Origin of the sequence: Mycobacterium sp. MS1601 (assembly GCF_001984215.1) — a bacterium.
In the GTDB taxonomy this organism is placed as follows: Bacteria; Actinomycetota; Actinomycetes; order Mycobacteriales; family Mycobacteriaceae; genus Mycobacterium.
On record NZ_CP019420.1, the window covers coordinates 3,571,478 to 3,588,967 of the forward strand.

19 protein-coding genes and 1 tRNA gene are annotated in these 17,490 nt (G+C 64.1%); 8 read left to right on the forward strand and 12 right to left on the reverse strand.

The window, feature by feature from the left end; genetic code table 11:
- Positions 1-81: 81 nt before the first annotated feature.
- Positions 82-930, forward strand: coding sequence for a hypothetical protein (locus BVC93_RS17380; protein WP_083738561.1), 849 nt, complete (start codon positions 82-84; stop codon positions 928-930).
- Positions 931-933: 3 nt separating this feature from the next.
- On the opposite strand, the gene BVC93_RS17385 is transcribed toward BVC93_RS17380, so the two are convergent.
- From BVC93_RS17385 to BVC93_RS17395, 3 genes are all read right to left on the reverse strand, one after another.
- A complete protein-coding gene (locus BVC93_RS17385; RefSeq protein ID WP_083738562.1) occupies positions 934-1,404 on the reverse strand; it encodes a transposase in 471 nt (156 codons plus the stop codon).
- An 80-nt stretch (positions 1,405-1,484) separates the two neighbouring features.
- Positions 1,485-3,029, reverse strand: coding sequence for an ATP-binding protein (locus tag BVC93_RS17390; protein WP_083738563.1), 1,545 nt, complete (start codon positions 3,027-3,029; stop codon positions 1,485-1,487).
- Between the two features lie 133 nt (positions 3,030-3,162).
- The gene (locus BVC93_RS17395; RefSeq protein WP_083738564.1) at positions 3,163-3,360 is read right to left on the reverse strand and encodes a helix-turn-helix transcriptional regulator; all 198 of its coding nucleotides are present in this window, start codon (positions 3,358-3,360) and stop codon (positions 3,163-3,165) included.
- Positions 3,361-3,547: 187 nt separating this feature from the next.
- Between BVC93_RS17395 and BVC93_RS17400 the strand changes: the two genes are divergently transcribed.
- Positions 3,548-4,759 (forward strand): tyrosine-type recombinase/integrase, encoded by a 1,212-nt coding sequence (locus BVC93_RS17400; RefSeq protein ID WP_083738565.1) that lies wholly within the window; start codon positions 3,548-3,550, stop codon positions 4,757-4,759.
- 20 nt (positions 4,760-4,779) lie between these two features.
- A tRNA-Leu gene (locus tag BVC93_RS17405) sits at positions 4,780-4,853 on the forward strand.
- Positions 4,854-5,042: 189 nt separating this feature from the next.
- Here BVC93_RS17405 and BVC93_RS17410 read toward each other — a convergent pair.
- The 3 genes from BVC93_RS17410 to BVC93_RS17420 form a co-directional block, all read right to left on the reverse strand.
- On the reverse strand, positions 5,043-5,483 hold the full coding sequence (locus BVC93_RS17410; protein ID WP_083738566.1) for a hypothetical protein: 441 nt from the start codon (positions 5,481-5,483) through the stop codon (positions 5,043-5,045).
- A 431-nt stretch (positions 5,484-5,914) separates the two neighbouring features.
- Positions 5,915-6,358 carry a hypothetical protein gene (locus tag BVC93_RS17415; RefSeq protein ID WP_083738567.1) on the reverse strand — a complete coding sequence of 148 codons (444 nt, stop codon included), beginning with the start codon at positions 6,356-6,358 and terminating at the stop codon, positions 5,915-5,917.
- Between the two features lie 51 nt (positions 6,359-6,409).
- Complete coding sequence (locus BVC93_RS17420) at positions 6,410-6,709, reverse strand: hypothetical protein (RefSeq protein WP_083738568.1); 300 nt, start codon at positions 6,707-6,709, stop codon at positions 6,410-6,412.
- A gap of 43 nt (positions 6,710-6,752) precedes the next feature.
- Here BVC93_RS17420 and BVC93_RS17425 point away from each other — a divergent pair, with 43 nt between their 5' ends.
- Positions 6,753-7,406: a PepSY domain-containing protein gene (locus BVC93_RS17425; RefSeq protein ID WP_083738569.1), complete on the forward strand. Its 654-nt coding sequence runs from the start codon at positions 6,753-6,755 to the stop codon at positions 7,404-7,406.
- Between the two features lie 27 nt (positions 7,407-7,433).
- Here BVC93_RS17425 and BVC93_RS17430 read toward each other — a convergent pair whose 3' ends face one another.
- Entirely contained in the window at positions 7,434-8,435 is a 1,002-nt protein-coding gene (locus BVC93_RS17430) for a LysR family transcriptional regulator (protein ID WP_269466567.1), read from the reverse strand.
- A 209-nt stretch (positions 8,436-8,644) separates the two neighbouring features.
- Between BVC93_RS17430 and BVC93_RS17435 the strand changes: the two genes are divergently transcribed.
- From BVC93_RS17435 to BVC93_RS17450, 4 genes are all read left to right on the forward strand, one after another.
- Positions 8,645-9,052: a hypothetical protein gene (locus BVC93_RS17435; protein ID WP_083741118.1), complete on the forward strand. Its 408-nt coding sequence runs from the start codon at positions 8,645-8,647 to the stop codon at positions 9,050-9,052.
- A gap of 54 nt (positions 9,053-9,106) precedes the next feature.
- On the forward strand, positions 9,107-9,973 hold the full coding sequence (locus BVC93_RS17440) for an alpha/beta fold hydrolase (RefSeq protein ID WP_083738571.1): 867 nt from the start codon (positions 9,107-9,109) through the stop codon (positions 9,971-9,973).
- A gap of 137 nt (positions 9,974-10,110) precedes the next feature.
- Complete coding sequence (locus tag BVC93_RS17445) at positions 10,111-10,725, forward strand: hypothetical protein (protein WP_083738572.1); 615 nt, start codon at positions 10,111-10,113, stop codon at positions 10,723-10,725.
- Positions 10,726-10,770: 45 nt separating this feature from the next.
- Complete coding sequence (locus BVC93_RS17450; protein ID WP_083738573.1) at positions 10,771-11,697, forward strand: NAD(P)/FAD-dependent oxidoreductase; 927 nt, start codon at positions 10,771-10,773, stop codon at positions 11,695-11,697.
- A gap of 16 nt (positions 11,698-11,713) precedes the next feature.
- On the opposite strand, the gene BVC93_RS17455 is transcribed toward BVC93_RS17450, so the two are convergent.
- Genes BVC93_RS17455 through BVC93_RS17475 form a run of 5 tightly spaced genes read right to left on the reverse strand, consistent with a single transcriptional unit; the run spans position 11,714 to position 17,488 of the window.
- Positions 11,714-12,592: an ABC transporter permease gene (locus BVC93_RS17455; protein ID WP_083738574.1), complete on the reverse strand. Its 879-nt coding sequence runs from the start codon at positions 12,590-12,592 to the stop codon at positions 11,714-11,716.
- Positions 12,589-13,521 (reverse strand): ABC transporter permease, encoded by a 933-nt coding sequence (locus tag BVC93_RS17460; RefSeq protein WP_197687500.1) that lies wholly within the window; start codon positions 13,519-13,521, stop codon positions 12,589-12,591. Before BVC93_RS17460 ends, BVC93_RS17455 begins: the two co-directional genes overlap by 4 nt.
- Positions 13,518-14,663, reverse strand: coding sequence for an ABC transporter substrate-binding protein (locus tag BVC93_RS17465; protein ID WP_083738575.1), 1,146 nt, complete (start codon positions 14,661-14,663; stop codon positions 13,518-13,520). The genes BVC93_RS17460 and BVC93_RS17465 overlap by 4 nt, the downstream gene beginning before the upstream one ends.
- Positions 14,664-14,687: 24 nt before the next feature.
- Positions 14,688-15,839 (reverse strand): ABC transporter ATP-binding protein, encoded by a 1,152-nt coding sequence (locus BVC93_RS17470; RefSeq protein ID WP_083738576.1) that lies wholly within the window; start codon positions 15,837-15,839, stop codon positions 14,688-14,690.
- On the reverse strand, positions 15,836-17,488 hold the full coding sequence (locus BVC93_RS17475) for an amidohydrolase (RefSeq protein ID WP_083738577.1): 1,653 nt from the start codon (positions 17,486-17,488) through the stop codon (positions 15,836-15,838). Before BVC93_RS17475 ends, BVC93_RS17470 begins: the two co-directional genes overlap by 4 nt.
- Between the last annotated feature and the right edge of the window lie 2 nt (positions 17,489-17,490).

The following is a 17,490-nucleotide window of genomic DNA, read 5'->3' on the forward strand; positions in this document are numbered from 1 at the left end:
GGAGCTTCCGCCAGGCGGATGTACTGCGAATACGGCTGTAGTGGTGGACCTAATAAGTGTCTGCTTCCTACGCTGGCGGGCATGGGCGCGAACGAGAAGCTGCGGGCGCGATACCGGGTTGTCGAACTGCAGCGAAAGAAGAACGAGGCGCGGGCTCGGCGTGATCGCGCGAACGCGGCTGGTGCCGAGGAGATTCGGGCAATTCTGCACCGCGTTGGTGCGGTCGACACTTGGGAGCGCAAGCGTTTCGAGCACGCCGCCGAGAGCATCCGCGCTGATGCGGTGACGAGGCGGTCTGGTCACTTCCGTGGATTGCAGACCGTCATCGAGCAGATGCGGGCTCGTGGCCAAACCTTGGCGCAGATTGCTGAGCTCACCGGCGTGGATGGTCGCGAGCTTCAGGCCGTGCTGCGACGGGCTCGGTCCGGCGATGCGGGAAGACAAGGTTCATCAGCTTCGTCGGAAGCGAGTAGACGACCCGACGTCGACGTCGATCCGCGGTCAGAGGATGCGATCGAGGGATCATCCAGTGATGGCGCTTACGACCCGACGCGCTGCATTCGCTGCGATGCCGCGATGCTCGATGAGGATGCAGCACCTCGACGCGGCCGTCGCCGGCTGTATTGCTCGGATACCTGCCGTCGGGATGCATCAGCGGCACGCAATGCCGCACAGCGATACGGGGCGCCGATTCGCGTGATTGAAGTACCGAGAGTCGCTGCTTCGCAGAATCAATCGGCGGAAACGCCCGAGCCGCACCAGTCCGTCGCGCCGATGGATGCTGTCAACAGCGTCCTGGACGACGGCGAGGCTTTACGCGGGCTGCTTACTCGTGTGGCAGAGCAGGCTCGGCTCAAGAAGCTTGACCGCGCAACACTGACGGCCGCGCGTGATCTGTCCAATGCCGTTCATCGGCACCGTGATTGGTGATGATCACCTGATTCGTCGACGCCCGCGTCCTCGCTTTCTTCGCGAACGTCGTGCGGCGGGACTGCACCCGGTCATGCTCGAGACGGTACGGCCGGCGGTGTGGATTGCCTTCTGGGCGAGGTCTTCAGCAAGGTAGGCGACGCAGCACTCCAAATCGTAGACGGCTGCCTTGCGTGCTTTGTCGATCATCTCTGCTGCGTCCTCCTGGTGAGGCATATATCCGTTCTGCCGACAGAACCTGTCGATCACGACGTCGATGACGTCGTCGAACTGGGTGGCCAACTGTTGGACATCGGTATCGGCCCATTCCTCGATGTACTCTTCCCGCTCTTGTGGGGTCCAGAATTGTGGAAACGACAGATGTGTTCGGTAGAGGTCGCGGATTGCCGCAACGAGTTGGCCGGAGTGGCGGATCTCGGGCCAATCGCTGATCGCGGCGGTGGCCAGGTTCTCCAGATCGTCGTCCAAGCTCATCGCAGCTGCTCCCTCCAGGCTTGTCCTGATACTGCCTGCAGGCACCGACAGGTCGTCGAATCTGAGACCCTTGGGTCCTGTTACGCGGAGAGGTCGTCGCGGCCTTCGTCAATGTGCGAGGGCGAGGGGTGCTCAGGGCCCGGCCGTAGCAGCGAGGGTCGCGAGGATTGCGAGGCTTGATGGGCAGCTACATCTTTGGGCGGCGGGTAGATGGTCCACAGCAGGACGTTTCGGTGGTTACGTGCCCCGTCGTCCTCGATCGCCCATCCCAGCTTGCGCAACGCGGGTGCGTGCCTGCGGAGCAGACTGGTGACGTCGCGGCCGTTCCTCGGCCATCCCTTCGGCCGTCGCCAGTCACCGCCCGCCGGGGTGATCAGCACGAGTAGGTCGCCACCGGACTGCCCTCGCAACGGTTCGCGGGTGTGGTGGCGCAGGCGTTCGATGAATGGGTCAGCGGACAGGCTGTCTTCCGACAGCTGATCCGAACGTGACATGTAGCGGCGCAAGCCATCAGAGGGCAGAACCTCGTCGACGCACGCCAGCACGCGACCGAAGTCCGCCATGCGTGGTGCGTCGTCGACCTCTATGGTGTCCAGGCGGTGATGCACGGTCGCAGCCAGGCTGAGCAGTCCACTCATAATGCTCGGAGGAGCCTGGTGCCACTGTTTTCGCAGGCTGGCCTCCGGCTGTCGCATGTGGCGGTCGATGCGTCGCAGATCGATCATCGCCATGCGTTCGGCGAGGTCGGGGCGTACCGCGCCGACGTCGATGCCGTTGATGATGATGCAGCGGCGAAACTTGACCACGGCAAGATCGCCGTCGGTGTAGAGCGCACGTTTGACGTTGCCGTCCCCGGTGGCGGCGCGGCACAGCGAGTCCGACAGCCAAGGTGAGATCGCCGACAGATTGTCCAGAGCGACAACCCAGGAGCCAGACGCGGCACTCACCCAGGAGTCGGCGTCGCGTGGCGCCTGGCGCAGCGGAACGGGGGAGGGGTCGATGAGGTCGACCAGCATGCGCGTCGTCGTGGTCTTGGCACTGCCCTGCTCGGCGAACAGTGCCAACACCGGGTGCGGCACATCGCATTGGACCAGTGCCGCCGTGAGCGCCGCGAGGAGTACAGGACGGTCTGCGGTGGCGACGTTGATGAAATCCCACAACCGGTAGAGGTCTCCGGTCTGGGGTGGTAGTGGCATCGCAGCGGTCAGCTTGGTGCGCAGGAATCGCACTGGGGCGGTGTCGATCACCGACCAGGTGCCTGCACGAATGCGAATGACCTTCCCGTCGGTTCGTCCGGTGTCGATATAGCTGGATCCTTGATGCTCTGCGACACGAAGATGCAGCTTTTCGGGTGACTGATTGGCGGCCAAACCTTCGAGGACCAGGGTGGCGTCGGTGAGGGCCTGGCCGCCGGCGACCGTGCCGGTCTCGGCGAAGTAGCGGGAGGCGAGTTCGGCTCGCAGGCCGGCTTTTCCCGCACGTAGCAGAATCGCCAAATGTGGGCGGGCACGATCAGCGCCGAAAGGCTCACCGTCCTCGGAGACGCCGAGCAGATACCGCTCCTGAGCCATGGCTACCAAGCGCGCGGCGACGGACTTCTTGTCGCTTTCGTCGTTGGCGCTCATGGGGTTTCCTGCCTGTGGCACTTCTGCAGGCGGGCATTACGGGCTATTCTCATGGGGAACTTCCGGTTGAGCGATCGGCTGGTTCGAACGAAAGGCCTCGGCTAGACCCCGAGGTCTTTCTCATGCGTGGGCATCACGCGGTGTCGCCGCCTCCGCGCCGGGTTGCGCTCTCCCGCTCGGAGATCCACCGCAGAACCTCATCGCGTCGGTATACGACCCGGCGGCCCAAAGTGAAGCTCGCCGGCCCGATATCCGAATGACGCCAGTATCTCAGCGTCCCAACGGGGACACCCGTTATGTCCGAGACTTCCTTGGCTCCTAGCAATTCCATCAGATTCCTCCTGAATCCCAGTTGTCTTGGCTGAGCCAACAGTGACCGGGAGGACTCGACGTGTCCACCACCGCAGCCATATTCACTGAAAAGTCGTTCGGATCATGTTGGTGCGACCGCAGACAAAATACCGACCGGGGCGTGCAAAGCGGATCACCACCACGGATTATTGCGGTATGGTCGATTTGTGATCACCCGGAACGAACGGGCGGGTATCGATGACCGCTGGCACAAGCGGGTCAAGGAATCCGACGGCACCATGCGTACGGAGCGGTCTGCGGTATACGGCAAGGTCTCGCGCTGGCGTGTCAGATGGGTCGACAGCACGGGCGCTGAACGCACCAAGAGTTTCCAGCGCAAGCCGGATGCGCAGGCATACCTCAACGGCCTGACCGCCGACCTTCAACGCGGTGAGTATGTCGATCCTAGGAAGAGTGCGGAGACGTTCGGGTCGGTGGCCGAGCAGTGGTTCGCCACCAAACAGCACCGAAAGCCGAAGACGGTTGCCGGCTACCGTTCGTTGCTCGACACTGTCGTCTTGCCGAAGTGGGAAGGTGTTCCGCTGAAAAGGCTTGACTACGAGTCCTATTCGACGTGGCTGGGGTCGCTGACGGTCGATGGTGGGCAACGCGGAGCCGGTTTATCGGCAAGTCGAATCACCCAAGCGCATCAGCTGGTAGGTGCTGTCCTCAAGTACGCCCAACGGACAGGCAAGGTGGCGAAGAACGTCGCGTTGGAGATCAAGCGGGACGAGGATCTTCCCGAGCAAGCCGAGCGTGAGCGGCGCTACCTGAGTCATGCCGAGTTGTTGATGCTGGCCAAGGCTGCAGATCGGTTCGAGACGTTGACGTTGGTCCTGGGGTACTGCGGGCTGAGATTCGGCGAAGCCGTTGCGTTGAGACGCCGGCATGTGGGGGATCGGGTGCTGACGGTGCGCTCGTCCGCAACGGCGGTCACCGGCAAGGGCATCGTGGAGTCGACGACCAAGACGAAGCGGGATCGCCACGTGCCAGTGCCTGAACCTGTCTGGAAGAAACTCAAGGCTGAGCTGCCCGCCGACCCGAATGCGCTGGTGTTTCCCAGTCGGAAGGGCGGGTTTCTGCCGCTCGGTGAGTACCGCTGGGCATTCGACAATGCGTGTGAAGACGTCGGCATCGAAGGGCTGGTACCTCACGGCCTGAGACATACCACGGCGTCACTGGCGATCAGTGCAGGCGCTAACGTCAAGGTCGTGCAGAGACTCCTGGGGCATGCAACGGCGGCCATGACGCTCGATCGCTACGGGCACCTGCTCAACGACGATTTGAGCGGTGTGGCTGATGCGCTGGGCAAGGCCATCGACAGCACTGCGGTATCACTGCGGTATTCAGGGCGTCGGAGGAAGGCTGAAACCGCCTGAAGTATGCTCTGAGCTGCAAGGCCCCCATAGCCCAATTGGCAGAGGCAGCGGACTTAAAATCCGCACAGTGTCGGTTCGAGTCCGACTGGGGGCACTGGATAACCGCCAATAGCAGGGCATTTTGGCTGATAGGCTGCCGTGCGCCGTGTGGGCGAGATGGTCCGTGACAGTGGCGCGGCAGCATCACGACACGTATGTGCTGGTCGCCGGTGGAGGTTTGCGGCGGATCAAGCAACCTGCTGTTCGGATCGCCTCGTTATGGGGGGCAGAAGCACAGTTCAGTTCAGGCTATCTCGAAGGGTGGTAAGTCGTAGCGGATCAGGATGTTCACGTGATCGGCTTCGTGTGGTGGGTCAACGAAGATCTGGATGCGCACCGGCCCAGTACGTTCGATCGACACCGAACCACCGCCATCTTCAGGATCATCGGCCAAGGGTTGGTAGATGCCCAGCTTTGGGGGATCGCTGAAGATCAGGTTGCGATCGAACACCAACGTGCCCAAATCGCTTTGATCGCTGCCGCTGAACACCCGCACTCGGACATCCTGATCGCGGGCGAGCGACTCTTCCACTGACATGGTGAACACATCCACCGTGTGGTCAGAGTACGACACGCCGTACTCGCGACCTGGCCCTTGCGTACCCTCCCGTCCACCGATGTCTGAGACTTCAATCTGGCCGTAGTCGGGAAAGACCTCGATATCGAGAAGTAGCTCGTTGGTCATTGACCATTGCTCTCTTCGTCGGGGGCCACCTGGGCGGCAGCGGCTTTGGATGTCATCGGCCGATCTTCTTCTTGCGTTTCTTTCTTGGCCTGGGTCTCGCGTTTCTTCTTTTTCTCGATCTTCTTTTTCGGCTGGTCCTTTTTACCGGACTTCCTGCCGCTGTCGTTGCTGCTGGTGTTACGGCTACCGGAGGAGTCGTTGGAGCTTGAGTTCAGGCCGCCGCTGTTACGGCGCTGTTGACTGCTGGTGGATTGGGCCTCAGGTTGGTTCCACGTCCGCCGACGCTATCTGCCCAGATAGGAGGCGAGGTGGTCCGTGGCACGGCGCGGTAGCGTGACGACGCGTATGTGCTGGTCGCCGGTGGAGGGTCGTGGCGGATTAAGCAACCTGCTGTTCGGATCGCCTCGTTATGGGCAGAAGCACAGGTCAGTTCAGTCCATCTCGAAGGGCGGTAGGTCGTAGCGGATCAGGATGTTCACGTGATCGGCTTCGTGTGGTGGGTCAACGAAGATCTGGATGCGCACCGGCCCAGTACGTTCGATCGACACCGAACCACCGCCATCTTCAGGATCATCGGCCAAGGGTTGGTAGATGCCCAGCTTTGGGGGATCGCTGAAGATCAGGTTGCGATCGAACACCAACGTGCCCAAACCATTTTGGTCGCTGCCACGGAACACCCGCACTCGGACATCCTGATCTCGCTCGAGCGACTCTTCGACTGACATCGTGAACACACCCACAGAGTGATCCGAGAGTAGAACTCCGTACTCTTGGCCACCTTCCTCAGGCGACTCTCGTCCGCCTACATCGGTGACTTCAACCAATCCGTAGTCCGGGAAGACCTCGACGTCGAGAAGCAGCTCATTGGTGGTCACAGTGCTGCGCCCCCTCGTAGGTGTTTTTGCCGTCGGCAAGGGATTTGGGTGTCACCGGCCGTCTTTCTTCTTGTGTTTCTTTTGGGCTTGGGTTTGGCGTTTCTTCTTCTTTTCCGTCTTATTTTTCTGTTGGTCCTTCTTGCCGGACTTGCTGCCGCTGTCGTTGTTACTACCCTGACGGGCAACGGAGTTCTCGTTGGAGCCTGAGTTCAGCCCGCCGCTACTGCCCGGCTGACTGTCCGATTCCTTGGGGTCACTCCAGGTGTCCCGGGCTCGCCTTAGTGCGGTCTCGGCAGCGGTGTTGCGGTCAGCAGCGGTCTGCGGTTCGCTGCTGGAGTCGACGACGGCCACGCGGACAGGTTTGTCGTCGGGGCAGTTCGGTTAGAGACCCAGGGTGATCGCATCTGAGAAGTTCGGTTCAGTGTTGGTGGCTGCGGCAGCGGTCGGTGTGCTCGTGGTGGCGGGGTGTTCGTCGGACACGAGTGAGCCCGCGGGCTCGTCAACCTCGTCGGCTCCGTCGTCATCGGAGACCACGTCGTCACCGGAGAGCACGTCGAGCTCCGCGGGTCCGTCGTCAGGTTCGTCGACCGAGGTCTCGGCCGGCCCGGGTCCCGACGCCGATCTGGCGACGACGACGTTCCCGGTTGCCCTCGACCGGGCCCTGGCGGTGGCCGACGAGACCGTTCCCGGTGGGACGATTACCAAGATCGAGCTGGAGTTCGAGCGCTCCACCAACGGGTGGGTGTGGAAAATCGACTCTCAACAGAACACCGAGCAGCGTGAGCTCAAGATCGACGCCCAGTCCGCACAGGTGATCTCCAACGATCGTGATCGGGAATCGGACAATCCGGTGGCCGTGGATCCGCGGACGTTGACGCCCATGGACGCTGCGGGGCGGGCGACCGCGCTGGTGCCGGGCTCGGTGGCCAAGTGGTCGCTGGAGTACGACGACGGCGTGCAGCGCTACTCCTTCGATATCCGGACACCGGGCGGCGGCACCGAGGACGTCGACGTGGACGTCGAAACAGGCACGGCCACCAGGGGTTAACGCGACAGATCAGCAGCGTGGATGTTGCTACTGAACACGACGTAAACGGGAAACCTCGTGCTGATCAACGTGTTTGGTCGGCAGCACCTGGTCGCCTGAGGTCCGGTTGGGAACCCAGGCGTTGGGAATGGGGCTCAGCGACGCGACGGCTTTCGCCGTTTCCACGAAGTCACGTGTGACAGGGGAGTCGACGTCAGTGCGCCAGGCGATCGTCAGGATCGTCGGCGGGATGTCGGTAACCGGAATGAAAGCCAGCCCCGGGCGGTCGTAAAAACGTTGAGTGGAGGCCTGCGAGAAGGCCATTCCGCGCTCGGCGAGGATGGCCTCGAAACATTCGTCGACGGTGGACACCTCGGCGCCGAGCTGAACGGGCGTCCCGTGTCGACTGTCGGCGGCGAGCCAGAAGGTGCGCCACGCGTCGGGCGATCTGCGCGCCACGAAAGGTTGGCCCAGTACCTGCTCGACGCTGATTTCGGGGAGGCCGGCCAACGGTGACGTCGCCGAAACGACAAGGACGCGTGGCTCGACGAACAGCGTCTCGATGCCCAGCCAATCCTGCACAAGCACGGGTGGGCGTAGAAATGCGACGTCCACTGAACCGTCGGCCAGTCCCACATAGGGATCGGTGAAGTCGTGGGAACGCATGTCGACTTCGATGTCGGGATGGAGGTCGTGAAACGCGTTGAGAATCCTCGGCGTGAGCTCTGCTGCGGCGTTGGCTTGGAAGCCGACCACCAGGGGCCGGCGCGATCCGTGCCGCCCCGCATCTTGGATCTGCCAGGCCAACCGTTCGGCTTCACCGAGCAGCCGCTTGCTGCCGTCGAGCAGTAGCTCTCCGACTGGTGTGAGCTCGACATGGCGGCTGGTGCGGACGAACAGCGGGGCGTTGAGGGAGTGCTCGAGCTTGCGGATCTGGATGCTCAGAGACGGCTGCGCGATGTGCAGCCGGGCGGCAGCACGGCCGAAGTGCAGCTCCTCCGCGACCGCGACGAAGTACGTCAGAAGTCGCAGGTCCATGGAGGGAAGCACAGCTCAACGGTAGTTCAGCACGCTGGCGACCACCATTAGTTCTTACCTATCGATCGGTTGTCGATAGGTATTGGACGCCACTTCCGGTGGCGAGTGTGATGGGGAACATGCAGGGCGATTCGCTCGAAAACGATGCGTTCCACCTCGGGCACGCCCGCATGACGAGCAGAAATCCTGTCTCGGTTTCACCCTCCCGCGAAGGAACCATCATGACTGTCACAACCTCGGCAAGCACTGCCGCCGAGTGGGCCGACGCGTTCACCCAGGCGAGCAACACCGACCCGGAGATTCAGGCGCACGGGAAGTACTTCACGTGTTCCTACCTACTCGACATGACCGACCGGACCTTCGTCGTCGAGGTCAGCCGTGGCCAGGTTGTCAACGTCGCCATCGATCCCGGCCCCCTCGACGTGGCCTATCACTTCGCGCTCCGCGCGAGTGCGGACACCTGGCAGAACTTCGGCGTCCCGGTGCCGGCGCCGATGTATCACGGCATTTGGTCGGCGAGCTTCCAACGCGACCTGAAACTCGAGGGCGACATCCTGGTGCTGATGCAGAACTTGCGGTGCTTCACCCGCCAATTCGAACTGCTTCGCACCGTCGGCGTTCCCGTCTGATCCAGCGCCTTTGACAACTTCGGCGACACCCACCACCAGCACAAGGACACCACAATGAGCAAGATTTCCCCCGTCACCGGGCACTACGTCGACGTCGACGTCGACGGGCTTCTGTACAAAGTCTTCTACCTCGAGAACGGAAGCGGACAACCGCTGGTCTGCCAGCACACCGCGGGGTGCCACAACCACCAGTGGCGCGGCCTTCTCGAAGACGACGAGATCACCAAGGACTACCGCGTGATCGCCTACGACCTACCGCGGCACGGCAAGTCGGACCCGCCGGAGAACACTCAGTGGTGGACCCAGGAATACCAACTCTCCGCCGATCACTACGCGAACTTCATCGTGGCGCTCGTCGATGCCCTGGAACTGGAGAACCCGATCTTCATGGGCTCCTCCTTCGGCGGCAATATCGCACTGCAACTGGCGCTGCGTCACCCCGAACGGTTCGCCGGCGTCATCCCGGTCGAAGGGGCTGACTACTCGCCAGGCTTCTACCTCGATTGGTGGCAGCACCCCCACGCCAATGCAGCCCAAGTCTGTGCCAGCGGCGTCTGGGACCTGATGGCCCCGCAGTCGCCCGAGGCTGATCGCTGGAAGACCTGGTTCTACTACAGCCAAGGCTCCGAAGCGTTCAAGGGCGACCTGTACTTCTACTCGGTAGACCACGATCTGCGCGACAAGCTTGGCGAGATCGACGGAGACCGCTGCCCGGTCGTCATGCTCACCGGCGACTACGACTACCTCACCACCCCGGAGGACAGCGCACGGACCGCGGGGCAGATCAAGGGCGGAGAGTTCATCGAGATGAAGGACATTGGGCACTTCCCGATGAGCGAGAACCACGCGGTGTTCCGCACCTACCTACTGCAGGCACTGGAAATTCTGCAGAAGAAGGCCGGTTCCGCCCTTACGGTATGAGCGCTTGGCCGCATCCCGCCGACCGCCACCTGCCCGCACGGAACACCGTGCGGGCAAGTGTCGCTCGGCGGACTTGACGGACAGCCGTCGCCTCAAGAACTGTCTCGTCTGATGGTTGCGGAAAGGAACGGGGTGCGATGACCGCTGCTGACTGGACACTGGTCCCCGGCAAAGGGCTGGGCAGGTTGGAGCTCGGTATGTCGCCGTCGCAGGTGGACGCACTCGCCGACGTCTACGGCCCGCTGGAGTCGCGAATGGGTGACGGGGTTACCGACGACCTCCTGCGCGAAACTCTGCAACTGTTCGGCGATGGATTGAGCGACCAGGAGAAGCAGGATCTCATCGCCGCGTACGCCGAGCACGGGCCTTCCTCGCAGAGCGTGACGGAAACGCGCAAGGATTCGGGCTTGATTCTGACCTACCTGGCGGATCGCCTGGCCGAGATCATGGTGTCGCCCAAGTGCCTTGTGATGCTGGACGGTGTTGACCTGCTGTCGCTGGGCCCAGCCGAGGCGCTGGCGCTGCTGGAGCGTCTGAACGGCGCCCCCGGGCGCTATGCCGACACAGAAGCCGCCTTCGATGCTCTCGCGCTGTCGGTGGACGGGTTCTGCGTCACCGACCGGGTTGCCGGTGTGCGCATCGTGGACGCGACGGACGAGCGGTTTGAGGCGCGGACGGTTGTGGCCCGTTCGACACCGTATCTGCCGGAGCATGAGAGAGGCCGGTTCCGGAGCTACTCGGTTCTCGAATAGCTCCGTCGCACGAGCTCGGACCAGCACCCGGTTACCCTCGCGGGCATGGCATCACCACGCGTCGCGGTCATCGGAGCGGGTCTGTCCGGCGTGGCCTGCGCGCAGGCGTTGCACGAGCGGGGTGTGGCGGTCGAGCTCTTCGAGCGTGGCCGCGCACCGGGTGGTCGCATGGCGTCACCGACCCTGCATGGCCGTCGTGTCGACATGGGTGCGGCGTACTTCACCGTCAAGGATCCGGACTTCTCCGCCGTCGTCGAGGGGTGGGTGGCCCGGGGACTCGCGCACCGGTGGACGGACACCTTCGACGTGATCTCCCCGGACGGCCGCGACGTCACCGCGGGGCCGGTGCGCTTCGCGACACCGGATGGGCTGCGCTCGCTGGTGCGCGATCTGGTTCCCGACGATGTCCGCCTGGAGTCGACGGTCGAAGCCCTGGACCGTCTCACCCACGACGCCATGGTGCTGGCCATGCCGGACCCACAGGCCGCCCGGCTGGCGCCGCAGGCCGCCGAGTGGGTGGAGTACGAGCCGGTGATCGCCGTCGCCGCCGGCTGGCCCGAGCGGCACTGGACGCTGACCCACGCCGCGTTCGTCAACGACGACCCGGACGTGTCCTTCGTCGCCGACGACGGGTCCCGGCGCGGTGATGGCGCACCGGTCCTCGTCGCGCACACCACCGCGACACGTGCGCGTGCGCACCTGGACTGTCCGGACGACGCAGTGGCGCCGGTGCTGGCCACACTTGGCCGACTGTGCGGCACCGTCGGAGAACCGTCCTGGGCGCACGCGCACCGCTGGACATTCGCCAAACCCGCGGGCACGCATGGCGACGCCGAATTCGGCCTGCTGAACAGCGGACGTCCGCTCGGCCTCTGCGGCGACGCCTGGTGCCCGTCCGGTGCTCCGCGCGTCGAGTCGGCCTGGCTGTCAGGGCGGCGGCTCGGAACTACGCTCGCGGCCACCCTGACCTAGCAAGGGCCGCAGCGGTTCACCGACCGACCATCGCTCCCGTCAGCCCGGCTGCTCCGCCGCCCGAACCGGCCGGGTCACGGCGCAGAATCAACGCCACGATGCCCAGCACCACCAGCGTCAGGACCAGCATCAGCGTCGACATCGCTGCGATCTCCGGCCGCAGTGCTGATTTGAGTGATGCGAAGATGTACACCGGCCAAGGCGTGGAGCCGGCCACTGACACAAACGACGACACCACGGTGTTGTCGAGGCTGAGAGTGAACGCCAGCAGCGCGCCCGAGATCACGGCGGGGCTGATCAACGGCAAGGTGATGTCGGTGAACCGCCGCAACGGTGTGGCGTAGAGGTCGGCGGCCGCCTCTTCGAGCGCCTCGTTCATACCCGCCATCCGGGCCCGCACGATGAAGGTGACGACCGCGCTGGCGAACAGTGAGTTGGCGATGATCAGACGGACCTGGCCGGTGTTGAAAAACGCCAAGCCCCAATCGGTTCCGAGGGTGACGAACCAGGGGAGCAGCGAGATGGCGCTGACGATCTCGGGAGTCACCATCACCAGCCCCAGAAGGACGAGCAGCCCAGGCGCCCACCACCCCGGTCGCCGGGTCAAGGCGATGCCGGCGAAGGTGCCGAGAACAGTGGACACCACCGCGGTGCCGGTGGCAGTGATCAGTGACACCGTGATCGCATTGGTGATCGCAGGATTGGCCAGGGCGTCGAAGTACGGCTGAATACTGAACCCCTCGAAGGCCTGCAGTGTGCGTCCGGAGTTGAACGAGAACACCACGATGACGACGATCGGGAAGAACAGGAAAGCCAGGCCCAGCAGCCCCCACACCGTGAGCGCGGCGTCGCCGAGGCCGATCCTGCGCCGGCGCAGTGAACCCATGACGCTCATGAGGGCTCCTTTGTGGTCAGCGCCAGGGATGTCACCGCCGAGGTGATGCGGCCCACCACCTTCAGCGCGGCACCCACCACCGCGCTGGTGCCGAAGATCGCCATCATCAACAACACCGCCATCGCGGAACCGAGCGCCCAGTTCTGAGCACTCTGGAACTGTGCGGCCACCATCTGCCCGACCATGCTGCCGCTGGCACCGCCCAGCACGGTGGGCGTGATGTAGTCGCCCATCAACGGCACGAACACCAGCAGCATCCCGGCGGTCACACCGGGCACTGCCAATGGAAACGTGATGTGCCAGAACGTACTCCACGCCGTTCCACCGAGATCGCGACTGGCTTCCAGCAGCTTGGGATCCATCCGCTCCAGGGCCACGTACAGAGGCAGGATCATCAGCGGCAGGTAGTTGTACACCACGCCCAGCTGCACCGCCGCCGAGGTGTACAGCACGTGCATCGGCCCGTCTGTCAGGTGTATCGCCTGCAGAATCTCCGATATGAAACCGGTTGGGCTCAAGGAGATCTGCCACCCGATGGTGCGCACCAGGAAGTTTGTCCAGTAGGGGATGAGGACCAGGGCCAGCACCACACCGCGCCACTTCGCCGTCAGCTTCTGAGCCATCCAATAGGCCATCGGAAAGGCGATCAGCAAGCACAGCACGGTCCCGAGGGCCGCGATCTTCAACGTGCGGACGAAGATTGCGAAGAACGCCGGCGAGGCGGCCTCGCCGTAGCGGTCGAAGGACAGGATGTCGTTGGCGTGCGTGGTGTAGATGCCCGGCTTGTAGCCAAAGCTGTACCAGACCACCAGGCCGAATGGCAGGATGAAGAACAGCAGGATCCAGGCGCCCAGCGGCAGGGCGCCGAGGCCGCCCGGCAGCCGCAGCCGACGCCGCGGCGCGGCCACCGGACCGTCCACCACGGTCACTGGCCCGCCGCTGCCTTGAGCTCGTCGTAAATGGCGATGATGGTGCCGTCCATCGACGTCATCTGGCTGTAGACCAGTTTGGACATGACCTCATCGCTGATGAACACCAAATCAGGGCGTTCGATACCGGCTTCGGTGGCGGCCTGCTCCACTCCGTCGATACCGGTGTTGTAGCCGATGTAGGTGAGCTCTTTCAAGGACACAGCAGGGTCGAGAACGTAGTTGATGAACTGATAGGCAGCCTCCTCATTGGGTGCTCCCTTGACGATCGCCCAGTTGTCCTGCCACAGGTTGGCCCCTTCGGAGGGCCAGACCCACTTGTACCGCTCGGGTTCGGGATTGCCGAGAATCCCCAGCCGGGCGTCACCGTTCCAGCAGTGGATCAGTGCGCGTGCCGAGGTGGAGATCGAGCTGTTGGTCGAGGACTCGAAGGCCTGGACATGTGGTGCGATCTTGTCGAGGATGAACGTCCGGTAGGCCTCGATGTTCGCTGGATCGGTGGTGTTCGGATCGATCCCGTTGGCGTAGAAGTACGTGAACGCCACCTCGCCTTGATCCTCGAGAAGCGACAGGCTGCCGGAGGCTTCCTTCTGCGCCGCGTCCAGGAAATCGGCCCACGAGGTGAGTTCACGCGTGATGACGGTGGTGTCGTAGACGTAACCCGTTGAGCCCCAGTCTTTGCACACGCTGTACTTGTTGCCCGGATCGAACGGAGTGTCGACCACGCTGGCGTTGAGGTTCTTCATGTTGGGAAGCTTGGCGTGGTCGAGTTCGGTGAGCAGGTCAGCGGTGGCCATCTGTTGGATCGCCGAGTGGGTGGGCACGCAGATGTCGTAACCCGACGTGCCTTTGGCCGCACTGAGTTTGGCGATCATCTCCGGATTGGAGCCGTAGGAGTCCAAAGTGATCGACGGGCCGTTGGCGGCGGTGAATTCCTTGAGTACCTCGGGGTCGTCGTACTCACCCCAGGTGTAGATGTTCAGGGTGCCCGCGGAGGAGTTGCCGCCGCCGGAAGACGAGGAGCACGAGGCCAGGAAGGCGCCTGCGCCCAGTGCGGCGGTGCCTCCCAGAAATGCGCGGCGGCTGATCGAGTTCTTCAGCGCGGCGGGAACGAGAGCACGTACCGGTTGTTGCTTCGTCATGAGCTGTCTTTCCGTTGGCAGGGGTCAGGAGGTGAAGATTCGGACCGCATCGGCAGACCAGGAGCAGGTCACCGTCGATCCGAGTTCGGTGGGCGGGTTGGCGGCGCGGGGTAGGCGGGCCAGGATCTGGTTGTCACCGGCGGTCTGGACCACCAGCTGCAGACTGTGGCCGAGTTCGGACACCCCCAGCAGTGTCCCGGAGACGGAGTTCACCGGGGTGTCGGCACCAGTGGCCTCGGGCGCCTGCGCGAGGCTGACGCCGATCGACTCCGGCCTGATGGCCGCGGTGACCTCGGCGCCGGCCGAGGCCGGCTGCTCGCCCTTGACCGGCCGCGAGGAGTACAGGGACAAGCCCGCGGTGCGGACGCTGACGCCGGCACTGTCGAAGGACGAGATGGTGGCGGGGAACGAGTTCTGGCGGCCGATGAAGCCCGCGACGAAGGCTGATTCGGGGGCGTCGTACACCTGGGAGGCGGTGCCGATCTGTTCGATTCGACCGTCCTTCATCACGGCAACCCGATCGCTCATCGACAGCGCTTCCTCCTGGTCGTGCGTGACGAAGACGAAGGTGGTGCCGAGTTCGCGTTGCAGCAGCTTCAGCTCCACCTGCATCTCCTCTCGCAGCTTGCGGTCGAGGGCACTCATCGGTTCGTCGAGGAGCAGTACTGCCGGGCGGTTCACCAGTGCCCGCGCCAGGGCGATGCGTTGCTGTTGACCGCCGGAGAGCTGGGCGGGCTTACGGCTGGCGTATGCCGTCATCCGCACCATGTCGAGTGCTCGGCTCACCCGTTGGGCCATATCGCTTTTCGATACACCGGAGCGGCGCAACCCGTATGCGACGTTGTCGGCGACCTTCATGTGCGGGAACAGGGCGTAAGCCTGGAAGACGGTGTTGACCGGGCGCTTGTGCGGGGGCAGGTTCTCGACGTTACGGCCGGAGATCTGGATGGACCCGTCGTCGGGGAACTCGAACCCGCCGATCATCCGCAGCGTTGTGGTCTTGCCGCACCCGCTGGGGCCGAGCAGGCTCAGGAACTCACCGGGGTGTACCTGCAGGCTCAGATTGTCCACCGCGATCGCACCGGCGTATGTCTTGGTGAGGGAACGCAATTCGACCGAGGCCGGCGCCGAGGTGGGAAGCGCGGTGTCTTCGGCGGTCACATCGGTGGCGCTCATGCCGGCACCAAGGCCGGGTCGGCCTGGTAGACGATCTCGCCGCCGATGATCGTGTAGGCGACCGTGGCCGCGCCGATCTCGGCGACCGGTGCGGCGAAGATATCCCGGTCGAGAATGACGATATCGCCCGCCTTGCCGATCTCGATGCTGCCCGAGCGGTCCTCGTCGTGGTTGAGGTAGGCGGTGCCGAGGGTGTGGGCGATCAAGGCGTCCGCCAGGGACAGGGCCTGTTCACCAAGGAAGGGCAAGGCGGATGCTCCGCTGGCGCCGAAGGGGGCGCGGTTGACGGTGGTGTGGATGATCTCCAGAGGGTTGGCGGTGCTAACCGGCCAGTCGCTGCCCGACGCCAGCTGTGCGCCGGCGCGGTGCAGCGAGCCGAAGGGGTACTGCCAGGCGGCCCGCCGGCGGCCCAGGAACGGGATGGTCAGGACGTCCATCTGGTCCTCGTGGCGGGCCCAGAGCGGCTGCATGTTGGCCACCACGTCGAGTTCGGCGAAGCGCGCGATGTCGTCGGGGTGTACCACCTGGATATGAGCCAGGGTGTGGCGAAGATCTTGGTTGCCGTTGGCCTTTCGGGCAGCCTCGATGGCATCGAGGGACTCGCGGACCGCCCGGTCGCCGAGTGCGTGGTAGTGCAACTGGAAACCCAGGGCGTCCAGTTGCACCGAGATGTCCTTGAGGCTGGTGGGGTCCACGAAGCTCTTGCCCATGTTCTCTCCTGGGCATCCGCAGGCATCCAGGTACGGCTCGAGCATGCCGGCGGTGAAGTTCTCGGCCACGCCGTCCTGCATGATCTTGACCGTGGTGGCGGCGAACCCGCCGGCCAGCGCACGCGTGCGCTTGTCCACCAACTCCGGGATCTGCTCGAGCCCGCGGTTGCGGTCCCACCACAGCGCCCCGACGACGTGCGCCTTCAGCTCGCCCGAGGCGGTGGCCCGCAGGTAGGAGTCGAGCGGATCCGGGACGTCGTTGGTGGCGCCGACGATGGCGTCCTGCCAGGCGGTGACGCCCCAGGAGAACAGTCTCTGCTGGGCGATCCGCAGAGCCTCGTCCAGATCATCCTGGGTGGGCTGCGGAATGTGCTGGGCGACAAGGCCCATTGCCCCCTCCTGCAGCGTGCCCATGGCGTGACCGTCGGCGTCTCGCTCGATTCGACCGTCGAACGGGTCCGGTGTCGAATCGTCGATTCCGGCGATCTCGAGTGCCTTGGTGTTCGCCCAACCTCCGTGGCCGTCGCGGTTGGGGAAGTACGCTGGTCGATCGGGAACCACGGCGTCCAAGGCTGCTGCCGTCGGGAGTCCGCCAGGGAAGGAGTCCATCGACCAGCCGCCCCCGGTGACCCATTCCAGGTCGGGATTGTCCGCCGCGTACTCCGCGATGCGGGTGAGATATCCGTCGGCGGTGGTGTAGGGCGTCAGGTCGCAGGCGATCATGTCGAGGCCGGCGTGGTACGGATGGATGTGGCAGTCCTGGAATCCGGGCGACACCAGGCCGCCGGCAGCGTCGATCTCGACGGCGTCGGTGGCGGTGAGCGCCTCGGGGCCGATCGCGGCGATGATGCCGTCGGTGATGAGCACGGGTTCCTCGACGATGCCGGCGGGTGTGAAGAGGTGGCCTCCGGTGATCAGCAGGTGGTGAGGTGTGGCCATGG